Genomic DNA, 20,330 nt, shown 5'->3' with positions numbered 1-20,330 from the left:
CAGGGTAATTCCTAAGTTTTTCAGATAAGGAATTTTAGCAATAATTCCACGTAAATTACCACCAAAAAAGTCCCAACGAATCACACTTCCTGTATGATCTTTGACATAGAGTGGTGTATCTTCAGTTGTGCCATAAATAAAAGTATTTTTCCGGTGGGCACATAATTTTCCATCAGGATTACCATTAAAAAAGCGATCCGGAAAGATTTGATAAAAAACCCCACTCTTATACCAAGCCGGAGCAGTAACTTTTTTGTTATAACAAGTTAACTGATAAGCTTTTAAATTATGTGCAGCCGAAATTTGACCAACTCCGCCAAAGCGATCATCTGTTTCACCATAAAAATAGACTTGCGGCTGGCTATTAATCTGTAAAGTAATTTTAAAATAGTAAAAATACAAACCAGCTTGATCCAAAGTCAAAGTCGTTTGATAAAAATCGCCGGCAGTTTTCTCTAGCACATGGTCGATTGAAGCTGTTTGCCCGTCTTCATGGACCAATAGTTCAACAGTTGCAACATTCTTGGCTGCTACTTGAATTCCAATTTTCAACTGCTGATCTTTTTGCACGGCACCAAATGGCGACTTATAACGATCCAGCCATGAATTATAACGGATATTTAACATTCATGTCACCTTTTTCTGACAATTGTTTAACATGCCAAATAGTTTCAGCGTATCGCTTAACTGTTTCATCAGCAGAAAAATAACTTGCCTTGGCAATGTTGATTAAACTCATTTTATTCCATTTATGCTGATCGCGATAAGTTTCATCAACCTTATCTTGAACTCGTAAATAGTCTTCAAAATCTCGTAAAACAAAGAATTCATCATTTAAGTATGTTAAAGAGTCATAAATTTCATGGCCTTCAGCTGAAATGTTTGGAATAGTGCCATCAACTAATGTATCTACAACTCGATGAATTATCGGATTATTATGATAATAATCTAAACTATGATAATTATGATCACGATAATATTGGTACACTTCCTGCTTGTTTAAACCAAAAATGAAAATATTATCATCACCAACATACTGTTTGATTTCAACATTTGCTCCATCAAGCGTTGCTACTGTCAAAGCACCATTCAACATTAATTTCATGTTGCTAGTTCCCGATGCTTCTTTAGAGGCAGTGGAAATCTGTTCACTGACATCAGCCGCTGGAATAATTTTTTCAGCTAACGATACACCATAGTTCTCCAAGAAGATAACTTTAAGTTTGTCCTGTATTGTTGCATCATGATTGATCAAATTTGCCGTCTCATTAATACATTTAATGATCGACTTAGCATAGTGATAGCTTGGAGCTGCTTTAGCACCGAAAATAAAGACCCTGGGAATAATTTCTAAATCTGGATTTTGCTTCAAATCTAAATATAATTTAATGATTCGTAACAAATTTAACAACTGGCGCTTATAAGCATGAAGCCGCTTGATTTGAACATCAAAAATTGCATTTGGTGAAACGGTAATCCCTGTTTCCTGCTTGATTAGGTAAGTTAAATCACGCTTATTAGCTAATTTAACTGCACCTAATTGATCTAATAAACTATTATCTGTCGAATAATCGATCAATTTTAACAGTTGACTAGCATCCTGACGCCAATCACTCCCAATTGATTGGTCAATGACCTTTGCCAGGCGTGGATTAGCAATTTGTAACCAGCGTCGAACTGCAATTCCATTTGTTTTGTTGTTGAATCTGTCTGGATAAAGCGTATAAAAGTCATGCAAGACATCTGATTTTAAGAGATCTGTGTGTAATTTAGCAACCCCATTGGTACTGTGAGAACCAATAATTGCCAAGTGAGCCATATGAACTTTCCCAGCCGAAATAATCCTGGTCCGCTCAATTAAGCCGCCATCAACCTTACCAGCTAAAGCAGCGACAAAACGATGATCAATTTCAGCAATGATCTGCAAGATTCGTGGCTGAATCTCATTTAGCATTGGAACTGTCCAAGTTTCAAGGGCTTCGGACATAATCGTGTGATTGGTATAGCTCATAACTCTAACAGTTTGGTTCCAAGCCGTATCCCAAGATAAATGCTCCTCATCCAACAAAATTCGCATAAATTCAGCAACACACATGGCTGGATGAGTATCATTAATATGAATCGCTACTTCTTGACTAATTTGATCAATTGGACTGCCATATTTTTTATAATGCCTGATAATACTCTGAATTCCAGCTGAAACAAAGAAATATTCCTGTTTGAGCCGCAACAGGCGACCACTTTCATTTGAATCATCTGGATATAAAACCGCTGTAATGTCTTCAACTTGGCGCCGATCTTCAATTGTCGGATACTTGCTTTCTTCACTTTCTGGAATCTCAGCACTCCATAAACGTAGAGTATTAACATGATTATTATGATAGCCGACCATCCCAACATCATAGGGAACTGCCCGAATCAACGTAGCATCTTCGTAAACAGGCTTTAAATAATTCTTCTCCTGAACCAAACGAACATGACCGCCAATTCTAACTAAAACTGATTTGCTGGCACGCCGAATTTCCCAGGCGTTGCCACCATCTGAATTTAACCATTCATCCGGCAACTCAACTTGATATCCATTGACAAAGCGTTGTTTAAAAAGTCCATATTTGTAACGAATTCCATTGCCATTGACTGGATATCCTTCTGAAGCCAAAGAATCCATAAAATCTGAAGCCAGTCGCCCTAAGCCACCATTTCCTAAAGCCATATCTGGTTCAACAGCTGCTATGGCATTCAAATCTAACCCCAGATCTTCAAAAGCGGAGTTAACCAAATCATACCAGCCCATATTTAATAAATTACTTTTAAGCAGTTTTCCTGGCAAGTATTCAATTGAAAAATAATAGGTCTGCTTATCATGTTCTTTTACGAAATCTTTCCACGTTTGCCGCCAAACTGCTGAATAAGAAGATTTAACCAGTGAACATAAGGTCCCATACAGTTCGCTGTTACATGCATCACTAACATCAATTGCATACTTTTGATTAAGTCGCTTCTTGAAAACAGCAATAAATTCTTTTTTAGTTAGTTCCATTAAACTTTCCTCCTTTAATCGCAAAAGGTTCAATGTTTTACGTTTAAATTATAGCAAAATATACAAAAATGATGGCTAATTTAAACCGGCCACCATTTCTCAGTAAACCCCGAAATTTTATTAATGAGTGATTTGCTGATATAATCTTTCATAATTCAGACTAGCTGTTTCCCAGCTGAAGTCTTGCGACATGGCACGCCTTATCAACTGTTTCCGAATCTTAAGATCATGATAAACCTGTAAAGCTAATTTAATTGCTTCCATTAAATAAAATGAAGAGTATTCGCTGAATCCAAAACCGGTCCCGCTATGATCGAACGGATTATAAGGTTGAACACTATCTTGCAATCCACCAATTTGATGAACAATTGGCAACGTCCCATAACGCATGGCTATCATCTGCGACAAGCCACAAGGTTCAAAGGCTGAAGGCATCAAAAATAAATCACAACCACCATAGATCTGCTGAGCCAAAGTAATGTCAAAATCAATTTTGACACCGCATTTTTGCGGATAATGTTGAGCAAAGTAACGAAAATCATGCTCCAAGTCTTGATAACCTGTACCCAAAAGAACAAACTGAACATCGAATTGCAACAAGTTTTCCATTTCAGCAACTAATAACTTAAAACCTTTTTGATAGGTCAAACGGCTAACCACTCCAATTAGTGGTACATCTTTTTTAACTGGCAAGCCAAAAATCTGTTGTAATGCCGCTTTGTCAACCTGCTTGCCCGATAAATCTTTAGCACTAAAATTAGCTTTTAAAGCTGGATCTGTTGCTGGATCATTTTGTTTAAAATCAATTCCATTTAAAATGCCGGCAAGTTTACCATTTGTCATTCGTAAAACTGGATCTAAGCCGCAGCCAAATGCCGGCGTTTGAATTTCTCGTGCATATGAGGGACTAACAGTATTGATTCGATCAGCGTATAAAATCCCTGCCTTCATAAAATTAACCGCACCATTGAAACGAACCATTCCATCATCAAATTTTTCTGTTCCCATACCAAATAACTCAGGTAAGATTTGCCGATCATACTGTCCTTGAAATTCAAGATTATGGATTGTTAAAACTGTCGCAATCTGACGATAAGCATTGATCCAACTATATTTTTCGCGTAACAGAAATGGAATAAATGCCGTATGATAATCATTAAGATGCAAAACATCTGGAATGAAATCAATTTTTTCCATCACTTCAATTACTGCTTGCTGAAAAAAGGCAAAACGTTCTCCATCATCGTAATAGCCATACAAATCAGGGCGACCAAAATAATACAAATTATCAATAAAATAATAACGGATATCTTGATAAATTAAAGTTTTAACTCCACAATATTGTCTGCGCCAACCAACATTAACCGTAAAATCAAACAAGTATTCTGCTTGATCACGAAATGATGCTTTTATGCCGGAAAAAAATGGCAAAATAACCCGAACATCATGACCATATTTCTTTAAGCTTCGTGGTAAGGCTCCAACTACATCGCCTAAACCACCTGTTTTAAAAAATGGCGCACATTCAGCAGCCGCAAATAAAATCTTCATTTCTTTTTTCCCCCGTAAACACTTTCAGTTACATGTGAATTTTTTTTGACAATAACCAAATTATCAGGACTGCCAATAATTTCAACACGTGGATCGATCTTAACATTTTTATCAATGATTGCATATTTAACTTTTGCTTTTTCACTAACTCGCGAACTTCCCATGATAACTGCTTGCTCAACTTTAGCCTTTTGGGCAATTAATGTCCGCCTCGAAATCAAACTATTGGCTACTGTTCCTTCAATCCTGCAGCCAGTCGCTACCTGGCTATTTTTAACATCAGATTCCGAACTGAAATAAGTAGCAACTTCATTTTTAGTTCGCGTGATAACTTTTTGACTGGAAAACAGCAAAGAATTGTAATTTTCAATATTTAGCATATCCATATTAGCTTGATAATAGCTTGGAATGTCATAAACATTGCTAACATATCCTGTATACTCATAAGTGGAATTTTTAGCATGTTTCAATTTGTTAAATAAGAATTCTTCAAGGCTAAGTGACTGACTATTTTCCAAACTATCAATCAGCCAACTAGTCTTCATAATAAAGGCACCTAAAGATAGATTGTAGGTTTCTTTTTTAATTTTTACATCGCGGTATGTAGCAACATCAGCAATTTGACTACTGTCTTTCAATTTTAAAATCTGGTCATCTGGAGCAATTTTGTCAGCCGGCATCCGTTTAAAAACAGCTGTAATTTCATTATTTTGTTCTTGATGAATTTTTAATACCGCTTGTAAATCAAGATTGCAAATGAATTTATTAGTTAAATAAACCGTATAGGGTGATTTTGAGGTCTTTAAGAATTGGATAATGTCACCAAAACACGGTTGACCTTGGGCTTTTTTGTGGACAAAGTCTTGATAGAAGCTAATATATTGATAACTGCCGATACTGTCTAACCCCCATTCGCGGCCACCACCTAAATGATCAAAAATTGATTTGATGCGGCCTTCGTTGACGATCATAAAAACTGAGCGAATATTCGCATTAGCAACACTTGATAACACAAAATCCAAGATCCGATACTTACAATCAAAGTACAAAGTTGATAATGGCCTTTCAGCCGTCAACGGTAAAAGATCCGCGTATTCATGTTCATTACCAATAATTGCACACATTCGATTAGTCTTCATTACTCTTCACTCCAATCACTTCATTGTTACCAACCACTGCAACTTCATCGGTCCCTGCGATCACTGCGTTATCACCGATCACAGAATTTTCACCAATGATCGCATGGCTGATTTTCACATTTTTGCCAATCGAACAATCAGGCATGATTACGCTATCCTTAACTAGAGAGTTCTCTTTAACTTGTACATTGGCAGATAAAATACTGTGATTAATTTTTCCCGCAACAAAGCAGCCATCAACGATCATCGAATCACTGACCGTTGCACTATCAGTAATAAACTGTGGTGGCGCGATTGGATTTTTTGAGAAGATTCGCCAACTGCGATCACTAATATTTAAGCCGCCTTTGCCATCGATAAATTCCATGTTGGCTTCCCATAAAGATTGAATTGTTCCAACATCTTTCCAGTAACCAGCAAAATTATAAGCAAAAACATTATCTCCACTTTTAATATAAAATGGAATGACATTCTTACCAAAATCAATCATTGGAATCTCTTTGGTAAAACCATTAATCAAAACTGACCGCAATCTTTGCCAATTAAAAATATAAATTCCCATTGAAGCATGATTACTCTTAGGCTGAGCAGGTTTTTCTTCAAACTCGATGATTCGGTTATTATCATCGGTATTCATAATGCCAAAGCGACTGGCTTCATCCCATGGGACATCAATAACCGCTACTGTTAAAGCTGCTTTCTTTTCTTTATGAACTCGTAGCATATCACCATAGTCCATTTTGTAAATATGATCACCTGATAAAACCAGTAAATACTCAGGGGCCATTGAATCAATATAATCAATGTTTTGGTAGATTGCATGGGCAGTGCCTTCAAACCACTTGCTGCCTTCCTTATTTGAATAGGGTTGCAAAATAGTCACCCCGGAATCAAGATGGTCCAATCCCCAACTGGCTCCGTTACCAATATGATTGTTTAACGTTAATGGCTGGTACTGCGTAATGACACCAATATTACGGACACCAGAGTTGACACAATTGCTGAGCGTAAAATCAATGATCCGATATCTACCACCAAAAGGGACTGCTGGTTTAGCACTATTTTTAGTCAGGTCTTTTAAACGGGAGCCCTGACCACCTGCAAGAATAACTGCAATCATTTCATTTTTCATAATATTCGATGGACTAAAGCCATCTTCACCCCTTCCTGCCAAAAACAATTTTCAGAGCGACCTACCTAACACTAATGTCTTAGCTTGACCATATTAGGCTTAAGAATTAACGTGCCAAAAGCCGGCAATATCGTCGTCAGTGATTGTTGATATTGTTTAAATTTAACTTTTTTGGCATGTTTAATCGGATTATGTTTTGTCCAAGTACCACCAAAGTCCTTCATTTCTGAATTTAAGACTTCTTGATACGTTCCCGTGGAAGGAACACCAATTCGGAAATCACGTCTTTCAACCGGTGTGAAATTCATCGCAATCACTAAAAAATCTTTTTTTCGCTTACCATGCCGGATAAATGTCAATACTGTCTCATCACGATTATCAGCATCAATCACTTCTAATGTTTTTTCTTGATCATCAAGTTCCCATAATGACCGATTATTAAGATAGAAATGATTCAAAGTTTTAGTATAAAATTGCATTTTTCGATTCAATTCGTCATTCAAGTCAACCCATTCAAGGCCATGATCATATTTCCACTCCAAAAATTGGCCCCATTCACTTCCCATAAATAAAAGCTTTTTACCTGGATGTACCATTTGATAAGCATACAAAGTCCTCAGTTGAGCAAATTGACGATATCGATCACCCCACATTTTATGCATCAGGCTTTTTTTACCATGAACAACTTCATCATGTGATAGTGGCAAAATAAAATTTTCTGACATACGATACATCCATGAGAAGGTCAACATATTTAGATGATCCTTACGATAAATGGGATCCATTTCAAAAAACTTAAGGACGTCATTCATCCAACCCATATTCCATTTGTAATCAAAGCCTAAGGAGTTTTCTTCAAGCATGCCAGTAACCTTCGTATCTGCTGTGCTTTCTTCAGCAGTCATAATAGCCTTGGGATAAATCGCCTTGAATTCCTTATTTAATTTACGTAAAAAATGCCAAGCTTCTAAGTTGCGATTTGTTCCCTCTTTGTTTGGTTTCCAGGCATGTCCACCATAGTCCAGATAGATCATATTAGAAACGGCATCGACTCGCAAGCCATCAAGGTGAAAAGTATCCAACCAATACCTAGCACTTGAAATCAAAAATGACTGAACCTGTGGCTTGCCTAAATCAAAGTTCAATGTTCCCCAACCGGGATTGTCTGCCCGTTCATAATCAGCATATTCATAAGTGGCTGTTCCATCATAATACGGCAGTGTATCAGCATTACGGCAAAAATGGCCCGGGACCCAGTCAACTAACACACCAATGTTAGCCTGATGACAAGCATCGACAAATTTCTGAAAGTCCTCAGCAGCACCAAAATATGATGAGAAAGCAAAATACCCAATTAATTGATATCCCCAAGATGCTCCCAAAGGATGTTCCATTAATGGCAGAAATTCGACATGGGAATAGCCCATTTTTTTTAGATACGGGACTAGTTCTGCTGTTAAATCATACATGCTATATGGTGTTCCGTCTTCATGTTCTTTCCAGGAGCTCGCATGAACCTCATAAATGTTAAGCGGTCGTTCAAAGTAATTTGAGCGCTTATGTCGGCCACGCCACAAACCATCTTTCCAATGATGATGTGGCGATTCACTAATGATCGCCGCATCATTCGGACGTTTTTCAAACTTCTGGGCAAAAGGATCGATCTTGAAAACTTCTCGCCCATCAACTTGCTTGACGTTATATTTGTACAATTGGCCACGTTGAACTTCAGTTGTAAAAACACTCCAAACTCCAAATTGATCTTGCGTCATTGCCACCCCTGGCTTTTGCCATTGATTGAAATCTCCAACTAGATAGACTTGTTGAGCATGCGGAGCCCAAACACGGAAAACAAAGCCCATCGCATTATTTCGAACAATCGGATGACAGCCAAACAATCGTTCCGCATGAAAATTTTGCCCTTTGGAAAAGCTGCTTAATTCTTTTTGCAAATCAATTTTTATTTTCTCTTTCAAAATAGTTCCCCCTCTTACCATTATTCAAAAAAATGATTAACTTAAGACTCTCTCTTTACATTTAGAGTAACATATTTTGCCTTAATTAGCTTAGATTATGAGATTTTTTTCATTTTATTTTGTATCCGTTTTCTTTTATGCATAAATAGCATTATTCAATAATCAGTATCCTATTTTTAAGTGTTGTTTGCCAACTAATTTTAATGTTATCTAATGTAATACAGAATATTTTATTACCCTTTCGTTCAAAAATCGGCTCACCGTGTTGGAAAATTCCAGTCTGGATTTATTTAAATAAAATTTTAAAATTTAAGCAAATCAAAAAAAGCTAGTTTTTCGCATTACCTATAAAAAACTAGCTTTCAGTGAATTTTTTTAATTGTAAAATAAAGGAGCCCTCTATTTAGAGGACTCCATAGCTCCATGAATACGATTTGACTAAGACTGATAATTATTTATTTTCTTGGTTCGCTGCTTGAGCTTGTTCTTGTTTTAACAAGGTCCGATCATAGTGTTTAATGAATGGATACCAAACAAGAAAGGCAACAATTGCACAGATAAAGGCTAATATCGCACCTTGCCAACTAGCAGTTGCGATAAAGCCACCCAAGCCAATCGGTGTCGGCCATGGTTGCTGCAAAATAATTTTATGAACCAAATGTGAAGAAACAGCTAGATAACCAACAATTCCTGAAGCTAACGGAGCACAAACAAATGGTACGAAAAGCTGAACATTATAAACAATTGGCAAACCAAACAAAATTGGCTCGTTAATGTTAAATAAAGCCGGTACTAACTCTGCTTTGCTGATCTCTTTCAATTGAATCGATCTTGCTCGGGAAACCATCCATAGTTCCATCCCCAAAGTTGCACCAGAACCACCAATAATAACAAAAGCATTCATTGGGTCTCCCGCAAAGAAATAATCTGCGCCTTTAACGTTGGCCGCCATATTGGCTAAAACGATTGGAGTATAAAATGAGCTCATAATGGTAGCACCATGAATACCAAACCACCATAAGAAATGGATTAAGAAAATAATGATCAAGAATCCCCACCATGTATTAGCAATATTACTGATAAAGGAAAATGGAATATAAAGAATTTTGAAAATATCAGTTCCAGCAAAAACTAATAATAAATTAATTAATGAAACTGCGACTGCAATACAAAAACCTGGAATTAGTGAACTAAATGAGTTAGCTACACCAGCCGGAACCGCTGCTGGCATCTTAATTGACCAATTATGTTTAATCGTAAAACGATAGATTTGAACCGTCAGCCAACCAACAACTAAACCAGTAAAGATTCCAACTGCACCGATTCTGGTTACTCCAGAAGTTGAAACAGCGTAACCACCACCGATAATATTAGTTTTGCTCAGCGATTGAACAAATTGAACGGAACCATTTTTCCAAATTAATTGAGGAACTGTTAAGAACATGGCCATCATAAACATAAACAAACTATTTAGTGGATTTAAATTCAAATGCTCTTCATCATGATAGATTTTGGTATAGTAATAAGTAAAAGTACCCGAAAAAATCAGTGCTAAAATTCCCATTGATGAATTGTAAGCAACTTGAAATAAATTAGTAAAACGTCCTAAAGTACTAGCATAGAAGCTGGCAAAGCCTGGAATTGGAAATGCTTGTGGTAAAACTTCTAAAATTAAAAACATCGCACCAATAATTGAAAAAGCAATAACTGCATATCCAGCTTGCATAATCGCCCGAACGAATCTTGAACCAGCAAATTTACCAACCGCATTGGTCATTTTATCTTTAAAAGTAGCTGAATCAGGCATTTTAAAACACTTCCCTTTAAATTTTATAATTTTATTTCTCTGCTAATTTTTGATAGACATCAATCAACTCTTTTGCTAAATCAATAAATGTAATCGCTGTCATTAAATGGTCTTGAGAATGGACGGTTAACAGCGTCAGTTTAACGTGTTGTCCATTAGCTTCTTGCGTTAGCATCTTAGTTTGAGCATTGTGAGCCTCGACTAAAGAATCGTTTGCCTCTTTCATCTTTTTTCCTGCTAAAGCAAAATCATTTTTTTTAGCAGCTGCAACAGCTTCCATGGCAAGTGATTTTGCATTACCGGCATTAGAGATCAAGCCCATCGCCTGCAATAATTGTTGTTCTTCTGAATTCTCTTCACTCATTTTTTCACTCCCCTACCTAACTTATTTGATCATGTCCAAACCTTGTTTTAAAACTTTATCACCCCTGACCATGCCATAATCTTGCATGTTGATCACATCAACTGGAATATTCTTACCTGCTACTTTCTCTTTGAATGAAGTCAGCATATACCGAACTTGCGGTCCCAGCAGAATACAATCAATCTCTTCCGAAGTTAGTTTTTCATTAGCTTCGGCTGCAGGACAAGCAAAAATTTTTGCAGTTACTCCTTCTTTTTGAGCTGCCTCTTGCATCTTCTTAACCAAAATACTGGTACTCATCCCAGCAGCACAACATAACATGATAGTTAAATTCTTTTTCTCTTCACTCATGATTTTCCCTCCATTGATAATTACTTTCACATATCAGCGCTTTTTTAATTTCCTTCCCTCCTTTTTTCTAAATTGCTCTGATAAATATTTGAAAAACCATAAAACAATAAAGTTTGGTTGAAAATTATGTTTTATTTATTTCATCTTCATAATACAAATTTATGCTTACTTTGACTATGCAATTTTAGAAAACGGTTACATTTTACAGAAAATGTTACATCTTCACATTTTGTAATTTCAAGATAATTACTTTATAATTTAATAGTAGCTTAAAAAAAGAGGTGTACTAACTACTGATGATTGATCTCAAAGACTTTACTCCTACGGAAATTTTGATCTACAACTATTTGGTTTCGCATGTTAATGAAGTTGCAAAACTTAGCATTCGCCAGTTAGCTGATACAATTCATGTTTCTTCTGCCTCTATCATGCGTTGCATCAAAAAAATGGGTTTTGATAGTTTTTATGCACTAAAATTTGAATTAAAGCAACAAAGTGAAAAGGCCAAATGTCAACAATTTGCCAAAGGATTCGACACTGAAATCTTTACCTTAAATCGAGAATTCTTCAATCGGCCGCTGTTGCAACAATACTCACAAGAGTTTAAAAGCTTCAAGCAACTAGCCCAAGAAGTTAATAACATTATGTTTTTTGGAATCGGAACTTCTGGCATCTTAGCTCAATATGGGGCACGCCAGTTTTCAAATTTTGGAATCAATGCTGTCTATAACATTGATCCTTTTTATCCACTGTCTGATCGGCTTAAGCAAAATTCACAAACGATTGCCTTTATGTTATCAGTTAGTGGGGAAACTTCCCAAAATATTGATCAAGCAGTTAGATTGAAAGAAAAAAAGTTTCATGTTGTTAGCATTACCGATAATAGTTATTGCACCTTGGCCAAATTATCAGAAATCAATTTTGCTTATAATATCCAGCCAGAGGTGATTAAGGATACTTTAAATGTTACTACTCAAATCCCAGTGATCTATATTTTGGAATCTTTAGCGCGTAATTTTGCCAGCTAAGATTAGTCTAAAAAATAAAAACCTGAAGCATTTATTCACTTCAGGTTTTTTTATTTAGCCAAGATCTTGACCATTTGTTTTAATAACTTTTTGATACCAATAAAACGAATCTTTCTTCAAGCGTTTACCAGTACCATTCCCTTGATCATCACGATCAACATAAATAAATCCATAGCGTTTCGACATTTGTCCCGTACCGGCTGATACCAAGTCGATACATCCCCAAGGAGTGTAGCCAATTACAGGCACTCCATCTTTTTCGATAGCATCTTCCATCGCTTGAATATGAGCTTTCAGGTATGCTATCCGATAATCATCATGGATCTGTTTATCAGCAGTAACTTCATCTTTAGCTCCAAGTCCATTTTCAACGATCATCAATGGCTTATGATAATGATCCTCTAACCAGTTCAAAGCAAACCGTAAGCCTAGCGGATCAATTGGCCAACCCCAGTCACTTGCTTTTAAGTAAGGATTTTCTTGAATGGCTTCAGGTCCAACAAAATGGAACTCGGGGTTATCTTTTTGAGCAGCAACAGTCATTGAGTTGTAGTAACTAAACCCAATATAATCAACTGTTCCTTCACGTAAAGTAATTCGATCTTCGGCAGTGATATCATCTCTTAAATTATTTGCCGCCAAAAATGCTTCCATGTGTCTTGGATAGGTGCCTAAAGCCTGAACATCAGCAAACCAATAACGCCGTTGCATGGCTTTTTGTGCCTGGAAAATATCTACTGGCTTGCTAGTGGCAGGATAAAGCGGTGTCATATTGATCATACACCCAATTTCAAAATTTGGATTAATTTGATGACCCACTTTAACAGCTAAAGCACTTGCTACCAGTTCATAATGGGCAGCTTGATACATTAAAGCCTCGCGTTGAGGATCATCATCATCAAGAACTAACCCTGAATCGGTTGCCATTAAAAAACGTTCCGTGTAATCAGTTTGATTATTGATTTCGTTAAAAGTCATCCAATATTTCACTTGATGACGATAGCGTTTAAAGACAACTGTAGCGAAATGTACAAAAAAGTCAATTAATTGTCGATCTCGCCAACCGCCATATTTTTCCACCAAATGATAAGGAATTTCAAAATGTGACAAGGTGATCACTGGTTCGATTCCATATTTATGACATTCGGCAAAAAGTTTATCATAAAAGTGCAGGCCCGCTTCATTAGGTTCAGCTTCATCGCCTCGAGGAAAAATTCTCGCCCATGCAATTGAGGTTCGAAAACATTTAAAACCCATTTCAGCAAATAATTTAATATCTTCTGGATAATGATGATAAAAATCAATTGCTTCATGGTTGGGATAATATTTATCAGCTTGGATTCCTTTAGTAATCTGTCGAGAGACACCATTTGCACCAGCTGTCATAACATCAGCAATACTTGGCCCTTTTCCACCTTCTTGCCAAGCACCTTCTAGTTGATGGGCAGCAACTGCTCCACCCCAGAGAAAATCTTTAGGTATTGAAAACTTCATATTTGTTCATCCTCTCCTTATTAGTTCTCTTTATATTATAGCCAAGTAATGAATACGCTAACATAGCAAACAAGGAGATAGTAACAGTTGTCACTAATAGTACTTTGTTACTATTTTGAAACACTATCGTTCTAAAATTAACAGTTATTTATCTTCAGATTCACCGCCAAGAAATTAGCTGATTTTTCTTAAGAATTTCATAATAAATTCATATTCCTTGATCAAAATAATAATTATAGTATATTAATTTCTTGCTAATTAACGAAGGATGGTTGATTTGAAATTCTCAAAAAAAATAATTTCCATTGTTTCATCAATTTTTGTTGTCATACTAATTGCTACCTCTGCTATTTGGTATAGACATAACCAGTCTCAGCAAAATAAAAGCACTACTAAGCAGGAACAAATTCTTAAGACACCCAAAGCTCAAGGCAAACAGATTGTCGCTTTGAATTATTCAAAGCTCAAGATAAAAACGGCGGCTGACATTTATCAACAAAAAGTGCAAAACAACTTGCATCAACAAGTCAAAAAACTTGAGAAAAAGAAAAACTATTCTTTTAAAAACATGTTGATTCTGGCCAACCCATATCTAACCAGTACAACAAGTCTATATTTGCATTTCAAAACAAAACAGCCGGCTAAGATCTCTTATCGAGTTAACAGTGGTAAGAAAATCCCTGTTTTTAAACGAACGCTATATAATCCGAACGGAACATATGCTAAAAATCATTCCTATCAATTAATTGGTTTGATCAGTGGCCAAAAAAATAAGATCACTATTACCGCAACCTCCAAGAATGGAAGTAAAACTACTAAAACCTTTACTTACAAGGCTCCACAATTAACTGGCAAAGAAGCTAATCACTTAAAAGTTAACACTGGTTCTAGCAAGCAAAAATTATCAAGTGGACTTTATGCATTCCTTGGTGATCAAAATCTCAAACAACGTGCAACTTATTTTGTTGATAACGATGGCTATGTTCGAGCAGAAACTCCTATCATTAATTACAATTCTTTGCGTTTAGTTCAACATAATGATCAATTATACTTTGCTGTTAATAGTAATCAAATTGTTAAAATCAATCGTTTAGGACGAATGCTAAAATCATATTCAACTGCCAATCAGGGCTACTTGATCCATCATGATTTTGCTGTTGATAATTCTGGCAATATTATCTCGTTAGCAACCAGTTTAAAAGCCAAAAAACAAGAAAAACGAGTTGAAGATCAGGTCATTAAGATCTCAAATCGAACAGGCAAAATTACTCGTCTAATTGATTTTAAAGAATTAATGCCTGACTTATATAAAAAAGCAAAATCAATTGAAACAATGTCTACCAATAAAGGTTATCATGACGTAATTCATGCAAACACCATTCAATTACTTAATCATGATCAGATTTTAATTAGTTCTCGAGAAACTTCCACCATTATGAAAATTAGCGATTTTGAAACTAAGCCGAAGCTTGATTATTTCATTTCCGATGATTCAGTCTGGAAGGGAATCAGTAATTACAGCAACTTAGTTTTAAAAAAGGAAAATAATTTTATTTCCCAAGCAGGACAACATTCGGTAACCTACATTCCCACCTCGCAATCAGGTGTCTATTATTTGGAAATGTTTAACAATAACTCAGCTATAATGCATTCACGACTAAGCTTTAAATGGAAAAATTACTCGGGAACTGGTGGATATAGTGTATCTAAAAAATATCACTCGAGTTATTATAAGTACCTTGTTAATGAAAATACTGGTTCCTACCAACTTGTCAAAAAAATTAAGGTGCCTTATTCACCATTCGTCGGCAGTGTTCAATCTAAAGATGGTAATGTAATTATTGATTCAGGCATGAATTCAAAAGTCCTTGAATATGATCAAAATGGCAAATTGATCAAGTCATTTAGCACAAAAGGAAAAGTCAAATTTTTATATCGCGTTTATAAATACGACTTTGAAAACTTTTACTTTAAGGATTGATAATTAAGTCTTTCAATTAAAAGAGGATCGCTCAAATTAGTTAAAATAACTTTTTTGAGTGATCCTCTTTTTGAATTAAATTTATTTTAAATTAAAGGGTGATCCCGCCATCAATACTAATCGCTGCTCCAGTCATATAATCTGAGCCTTTACCAGCCATCAAGGAAACAACTTCAACAAGATCATCGGTTGAACCAAGATATTCATATTTACCTTTGATCACAGCTTCTACTGGATGCGGCAGCTGATAACCACTTCTTTGCAAATATTCGCCGGTATCTTTGGTCAGGGGTGTCATGATTCCACCAGGACAGATAACATTAATCTTGATATTATAGCGCCCATATTCCATAGCAGCATCCTTAACTAAGCCAGTTACCGCAAATTTGGTTGCTGAATAAACGCCAAAGCCACTTTCTGGACGAATTCCAGCAGATGAACCAGTTACCAAAATTTTCCCGTAATTCTGTTGTTTCATAATCTGAAGACAATACTTCAAGCCTAAGAAGCAACCTTTGAAATTACTATGCACAACTTTTTCAAAATCTGCTAAGGAAGTATCAGCCAAGTTTTGGGGATGATTGATAACTCCTTGGTTATTGAAATAGAAATCAATCTTCTGATACTTTGCGACTATCTGGTCAAAAAATCCTTTGACTTGATCTTCTTGACCCATATCAACTAAAGCAAACTCACACTGAACCCCGGCTTTTTGACATAAGCTTTGGGTTTTTTGACCTTCTGCTTGATTCCAATCACAAATTGCTAAATCAAATCCATCCTGCGCTAATCGACACGCTGCTGCCCGGCCAATTCCGGTCGCAGTTCCTGATACAACAGCAACTTTTTTGATTTGATTCATTTTGGATTTTCCTTTCTTAAGCTATTTTCCAGCAACACATTTCTTTAAGGTCTGGCGAATTGAGGCAATAACATCATGTTCCTTGATGCCTAAAACTGGCATTGTGTCTTGAGGATCCAAAAACAGGTCTTCTGTCTGTAATTTCATGCTGACAGCCATATGAATTCCGTGTTCTAATCCTTGTTGGTCAGCATCCTGATCCAGTTTTTCAAAATAAGGTTTCAGCTCATCATAGTTGCTAATTGGAATCCGCGTAGTATCTTCTTGGCCAAGGGCTTCAATGATTAACTGATAAAATTCCTTGAATTTCAAATTCTTAGCACAAATTGAATATGTCTGACGATGCTCACCATGTTCCAAAATGCCAACTGCTGCTTCAGCTACTTGTTCAACTGTTACAGCTGCCGTTCCACCTTTGGGAGCAGGATAAACAGCTTGGCCTCTGGCTGGATCAACAAAAGCTGTCCACAATGGCATCCGTCCTGGCATTGTTCCAAAAATATATGGTAAACGCAAAGAGCTAACCTTCATTTTGCCTTCACCTTCAGCAAAAGCAACTTGCTCTTGCAACAAGCGCATACAAGGATAAGCTTGTTCTTCTAAATGATACTGCGGCAACCGCTGCGCGAATTCAGCAAAGTATGAACTAAAGACTACAAAATGCCCAACTCCAGCTTTCTTAGCAAGCCGAGCTAATCTTTGCGTTGGTAAAACATTAGCTTCATAGAAAAACTTCATCGCTGGTTTCTTGGGTACCGTTCGTTCATCTGCACCAGCGGCGTAGATCAAGCTATCACAATCCGTTAGTAAATCAACAATCTGCTCATCACTTAACTCAAAAATATTGCCTAACGTACACTCAACTTCCTCTGGCAAGAGATCCTTCGACGGCATTGGCGGTAGGGCCATCGTTTTGACTTGATAGTTACGCCGCAGCAATTCCTTGACAGTGTAATATCCTAAAAATCCAGTTCCACCTAAAACAAAGACTTTTGACATTTTGCTTCACTCCTTAGAATTTGTGTTTTATTTCACATATAGTATAATCAAATTAAGGCTAAACTAATCATCAAAAATTATTAAATCGCTCACTGAATGGAGGCGCGTTAAAAATGGCAGCAGTTGAATACCGGGATGCCAAATTATCACCTTTACAAATTAAATTAGCTTTTAAAAAGCTAACGCAAAACGAAAAAAGACTCCATTACCATAACGAACTGGTCTTTGTTCTAGTAGTAAAAGGATCGGCTATCCTGCAAATCAATGATAAGCAGCTTAAAATTTCCCGTGGTTTTTTTGGTTTGTTAGAGCCATATCACATTCACAAATTGTTCACTGTTAAACAAGAAAATTTAGTCTACTTATCGGTTGAGTTCCCATTGGCTTTAGCTTTGCTGATTTCGCAAAATAAGCAAGTCTATCAAACTACGATGAATTTCTTACAACAGTCACTGCCACTGATTTACTTAACTGAGGCAGTTCAACAAAAAGTGCTGACTTATTGCCGTTGGGCTGCTAAACAAGATGATTACCTGCTGAACATTTCACTGATTGGCTTTTTAAGTACCCTGTATATTGATCAGCTAAAAAAGCTGACAAATTACCCGATCAAAAGTTCCAACTGGTTGAGTTTGCAATACCTGCAAGTTTTTCATCAAAATCAAACGCCAGTCAAAGCCATTGCTCAACAACTACAGCTAACTACAGCTGACGTCCAGCAAGCCATTGAACAATTAACCGATAGTACTTGGCAGCAGCAGCTAAATCAAGTCCGGCTGCGCAATGCTGCCGCTTTAATGATCTTTGACGGATTATCATTAAACGCGATTGGCCGAATTTGCGGCTATCATTCTGAAGCTAACTTTTACAAACAATTTTCTCAGCAGTTTCAACAAACTCCGGCTAGCTTCCAACAACAATTAATAGCTAAAAATCAGCAGCTTGGCTCTTTTGAAGCTTTGGAAATTTTCAATTACGGCCTGATTTATTATCAGCACCCAATTAGTTTGGCTGAGGCTGCGCGCGCTTTAAAATTAGCTCCTGCCAAACTGCAGCAGTTTTGTCACAGTTATTTTGGCTGTTCATTCAAAGTTTTATTGACGCAGCTTCGAATTAAAACTGCCCATCATTTATTAACGACGAGTAAATTAAGCGTTTTTCAGGTTGCTGTCCAAAGCGGTTTTCAAGATAGCAATACTTTTACTAGAACTTATAAGCGCTATTATCGGACTACCCCCCAAGCAACTAAAAATCGGAGGCAAATTCATGACTAAGCAAAGCTTTCCCTATACCCGCAGCGATTATGATTTAATTAAAAACTCCGCCAGTCCCAACTCCAACTGGCTGAAAAAAGCAACCAGCCAGGCACAATTCCAACATTCGGCTAAATTAACTTTTTTATACATTCTGGCTGAACATGGACAATTATTTTTTAATGATCAGCGCCTAAAAATCAAGCCGCGGCAATTGATCATGGTTTTCCCGCAGCAGTTTTTCAAACTCACTGCCAATTATCAACGTTCCATCCAATATTATCAGTTTCAGTTTGGCGTTAACGAGCTGATCTTAACGAGTTCAGCAGAAGCCATGTTTTGCCAAGCTGCTCTGCAAAATGAGATCTTACCTCCATGCGTCCAGCTTTCAGCAAACGAACAGCAGCAAATGGAAACCTTATTGACATTGACACCAACCGCAAATCAAATCACCCTGCTGCCATTTCTATTGTATTTTTTTCCGCTCAGCGATTAAAAAACGGAGAGTATAAAATAGTTTGTGTAAATGAATAAAAATCCTATTGAAAAGGGAATCCCTTCCCCGTATGATTAAATCATCCAAATCAAACCAAAACGGAGGGATTCCCCATGGATCAGTTTACCAAAGATTTAACCAAAACTCTATTATCAAATGGCGATATTAAAGAACTTTTTCGTCAACAACTCGAAACAGCTATTAATCACATCTTGCAAGCTGAACTAACAGCCTTACTTGGTTATGATCCTTATGACCGCAGTGGCTTTAATACTGGCAATTCTCGTAATGGCCAGTATTATCGTTTAATTGACTCTGAATATGGTAAGTTGAAGATTGCTGTGCCGCGTGACCGTAAAGGCCATTTTCATAACCACCTGCTTCCAGCCTATTTTCGTCGTCAGGATGCTTTAGAAACAACAATCATTCAGCTTTATTCCAAGGGCGTTACGACCCGTGAAATTGCAGATTTGATTGAAAAAATGTCTGGCTCTTATTATTCACCTACTACTGTTTCTAAGATCACTGCTCAGGTAACAAAACAGATTGAAGCTTTTCATCAACGAGCTATTAAGGCAAACTATATTTGTCTCTTCTTAGATGCAACTTACCTACCTTTACGCCGTGATTCAGTTCAAAGAGAGGCAGTCTATATTGCTTTAGGTATTACATCTGTCGGCATCAAAGAAGTTCTTGATTATCGCATTGCACCCAGTGAAAATGCAGGAGTTTGGTCAGAAATGGCAGAGGATCTTAAACAACGTGGATTGAAACAAGTTCAGTTGATCATCGCAGATGGAATGGTTGGTTTACAACCAGCATTATTGCACGCTTTCCCGAAAGCTAAATTTCAAAGG

At 36.7% G+C, this 20,330-nt stretch carries 17 protein-coding genes; 5 read left to right on the top strand and 12 right to left on the bottom strand.

Features of this window, described 5'->3' with window-relative positions; all coding sequences use genetic code 11:
* The 9 genes from ON15_RS11040 to ON15_RS11000 all read right to left on the bottom strand — a co-directional run.
* Nucleotides 1-627, bottom strand: a 627-nt coding sequence (locus ON15_RS11040) for an alpha-amylase family glycosyl hydrolase (RefSeq protein WP_010581551.1), incomplete at its 3' end; no start/stop codon positions are given.
* Complete coding sequence (locus ON15_RS11035; RefSeq protein ID WP_010581550.1) at nucleotides 608-3,040, bottom strand: glycogen/starch/alpha-glucan phosphorylase; 2,433 nt, start codon at nucleotides 3,038-3,040, stop codon at nucleotides 608-610. The genes ON15_RS11035 and ON15_RS11040, both read right to left, overlap by 20 nt.
* Nucleotides 3,041-3,160: 120 nt before the next feature.
* Complete coding sequence (gene glgA / locus ON15_RS11030) at nucleotides 3,161-4,591, bottom strand: glycogen synthase GlgA (RefSeq protein ID WP_010581549.1); 1,431 nt, start codon at nucleotides 4,589-4,591, stop codon at nucleotides 3,161-3,163.
* The gene (glgD, locus tag ON15_RS11025) at nucleotides 4,588-5,730 is read right to left on the bottom strand and encodes a glucose-1-phosphate adenylyltransferase subunit GlgD (protein WP_010581548.1); all 1,143 of its coding nucleotides are present in this window, start codon (nucleotides 5,728-5,730) and stop codon (nucleotides 4,588-4,590) included. Before glgD ends, glgA begins: the two co-directional genes overlap by 4 nt.
* A complete protein-coding gene (locus tag ON15_RS11020) occupies nucleotides 5,720-6,862 on the bottom strand; it encodes a glucose-1-phosphate adenylyltransferase (RefSeq protein ID WP_010581547.1) in 1,143 nt (380 codons plus the stop codon). The genes glgD and ON15_RS11020 overlap by 11 nt, the downstream gene beginning before the upstream one ends.
* A gap of 71 nt (nucleotides 6,863-6,933) precedes the next feature.
* Nucleotides 6,934-8,859: a 1,4-alpha-glucan branching protein GlgB gene (glgB, locus tag ON15_RS11015; RefSeq protein WP_040525151.1), complete on the bottom strand. Its 1,926-nt coding sequence runs from the start codon at nucleotides 8,857-8,859 to the stop codon at nucleotides 6,934-6,936.
* A gap of 430 nt (nucleotides 8,860-9,289) precedes the next feature.
* Nucleotides 9,290-10,645, bottom strand: coding sequence for a PTS cellobiose transporter subunit IIC (celB, locus tag ON15_RS11010; RefSeq protein WP_010581545.1), 1,356 nt, complete (start codon nucleotides 10,643-10,645; stop codon nucleotides 9,290-9,292).
* A 31-nt stretch (nucleotides 10,646-10,676) separates the two neighbouring features.
* Nucleotides 10,677-11,009 (bottom strand): PTS lactose/cellobiose transporter subunit IIA, encoded by a 333-nt coding sequence (locus ON15_RS11005; protein ID WP_010581544.1) that lies wholly within the window; start codon nucleotides 11,007-11,009, stop codon nucleotides 10,677-10,679.
* A 21-nt stretch (nucleotides 11,010-11,030) separates the two neighbouring features.
* Complete coding sequence (locus tag ON15_RS11000) at nucleotides 11,031-11,360, bottom strand: PTS sugar transporter subunit IIB (RefSeq protein ID WP_010581543.1); 330 nt, start codon at nucleotides 11,358-11,360, stop codon at nucleotides 11,031-11,033.
* A gap of 296 nt (nucleotides 11,361-11,656) precedes the next feature.
* Here ON15_RS11000 and ON15_RS10995 point away from each other — a divergent pair, with 296 nt between their 5' ends.
* Entirely contained in the window at nucleotides 11,657-12,388 is a 732-nt protein-coding gene (locus ON15_RS10995) for a MurR/RpiR family transcriptional regulator (protein ID WP_010581542.1), read from the top strand.
* 54 nt (nucleotides 12,389-12,442) lie between these two features.
* On the opposite strand, the gene ON15_RS10990 is transcribed toward ON15_RS10995, so the two are convergent.
* Nucleotides 12,443-13,882 (bottom strand): 6-phospho-beta-glucosidase, encoded by a 1,440-nt coding sequence (locus ON15_RS10990; RefSeq protein WP_010581541.1) that lies wholly within the window; start codon nucleotides 13,880-13,882, stop codon nucleotides 12,443-12,445.
* A 277-nt stretch (nucleotides 13,883-14,159) separates the two neighbouring features.
* Here ON15_RS10990 and ON15_RS10985 point away from each other — a divergent pair, with 277 nt between their 5' ends.
* Entirely contained in the window at nucleotides 14,160-15,863 is a 1,704-nt protein-coding gene (locus ON15_RS10985; protein ID WP_026049603.1) for an aryl-sulfate sulfotransferase, read from the top strand.
* Between the two features lie 91 nt (nucleotides 15,864-15,954).
* Here ON15_RS10985 and ON15_RS10980 read toward each other — a convergent pair whose 3' ends face one another.
* Together ON15_RS10980 and ON15_RS10975 are read right to left on the bottom strand one after the other, a co-directional pair.
* Nucleotides 15,955-16,725 (bottom strand): SDR family NAD(P)-dependent oxidoreductase, encoded by a 771-nt coding sequence (locus ON15_RS10980; protein ID WP_010581539.1) that lies wholly within the window; start codon nucleotides 16,723-16,725, stop codon nucleotides 15,955-15,957.
* Between the two features lie 21 nt (nucleotides 16,726-16,746).
* Nucleotides 16,747-17,724 (bottom strand): NAD-dependent epimerase/dehydratase family protein, encoded by a 978-nt coding sequence (locus ON15_RS10975; RefSeq protein ID WP_010581538.1) that lies wholly within the window; start codon nucleotides 17,722-17,724, stop codon nucleotides 16,747-16,749.
* A gap of 113 nt (nucleotides 17,725-17,837) precedes the next feature.
* Between ON15_RS10975 and ON15_RS10970 the strand changes: the two genes are divergently transcribed.
* The 3 genes from ON15_RS10970 to ON15_RS10960 all read left to right on the top strand — a co-directional run.
* Nucleotides 17,838-18,998, top strand: a complete 1,161-nt coding sequence (locus ON15_RS10970) for an AraC family transcriptional regulator (RefSeq protein ID WP_010581537.1) — start codon at nucleotides 17,838-17,840, stop codon at nucleotides 18,996-18,998.
* Nucleotides 18,991-19,473 (top strand): hypothetical protein, encoded by a 483-nt coding sequence (locus ON15_RS10965; protein WP_010581536.1) that lies wholly within the window; start codon nucleotides 18,991-18,993, stop codon nucleotides 19,471-19,473. Before ON15_RS10970 ends, ON15_RS10965 begins: the two co-directional genes overlap by 8 nt.
* A 113-nt stretch (nucleotides 19,474-19,586) precedes the next feature.
* Nucleotides 19,587-20,330 (top strand): IS256 family transposase (locus ON15_RS10960; protein WP_010581535.1); only part of this gene is annotated, 744 nt, incomplete at its 3' end.

It is taken from the genome of Liquorilactobacillus vini DSM 20605, from assembly GCF_000255495.1.
Lineage (GTDB): Bacteria > Bacillota > Bacilli > Lactobacillales > Lactobacillaceae > Liquorilactobacillus > Liquorilactobacillus vini.
The sequence above is the reverse complement of the archived record's forward strand: the minus strand, read 5'-3'. Positions and strand labels throughout refer to the sequence as shown.

Coding starts and splice junctions, on each gene's coding strand:
- ON15_RS10975 (WP_010581538.1), bottom strand. CDS start 17,724: ATGTCAAAAGTCTTTGTTTTAGGTGGAACTGGATTTTTAGGATATTAC.
- ON15_RS10990 (WP_010581541.1), bottom strand. CDS start 13,882: ATGAAGTTTTCAATACCTAAAGATTTTCTCTGGGGTGGAGCAGTTGCT.
- ON15_RS10965 (WP_010581536.1), top strand. CDS start 18,991: ATGACTAAGCAAAGCTTTCCCTATACCCGCAGCGATTATGATTTAATT.
- celB (WP_010581545.1), bottom strand. CDS start 10,645: ATGCCTGATTCAGCTACTTTTAAAGATAAAATGACCAATGCGGTTGGT.
- ON15_RS10995 (WP_010581542.1), top strand. CDS start 11,657: ATGATTGATCTCAAAGACTTTACTCCTACGGAAATTTTGATCTACAAC.
- ON15_RS11005 (WP_010581544.1), bottom strand. CDS start 11,009: ATGAGTGAAGAGAATTCAGAAGAACAACAATTATTGCAGGCGATGGGC.
- ON15_RS11020 (WP_010581547.1), bottom strand. CDS start 6,862: ATGAAAAATGAAATGATTGCAGTTATTCTTGCAGGTGGTCAGGGCTCC.
- glgB (WP_040525151.1), bottom strand. CDS start 8,859: ATGGTAAGAGGGGGAACTATTTTGAAAGAGAAAATAAAAATTGATTTG.
- glgD (WP_010581548.1), bottom strand. CDS start 5,730: ATGAAGACTAATCGAATGTGTGCAATTATTGGTAATGAACATGAATAC.
- ON15_RS11000 (WP_010581543.1), bottom strand. CDS start 11,360: ATGAGTGAAGAGAAAAAGAATTTAACTATCATGTTATGTTGTGCTGCT.
- ON15_RS10980 (WP_010581539.1), bottom strand. CDS start 16,725: ATGAATCAAATCAAAAAAGTTGCTGTTGTATCAGGAACTGCGACCGGA.
- ON15_RS11035 (WP_010581550.1), bottom strand. CDS start 3,040: ATGGAACTAACTAAAAAAGAATTTATTGCTGTTTTCAAGAAGCGACTT.
- ON15_RS10970 (WP_010581537.1), top strand. CDS start 17,838: ATGGCAGCAGTTGAATACCGGGATGCCAAATTATCACCTTTACAAATT.
- glgA (WP_010581549.1), bottom strand. CDS start 4,591: ATGAAGATTTTATTTGCGGCTGCTGAATGTGCGCCATTTTTTAAAACA.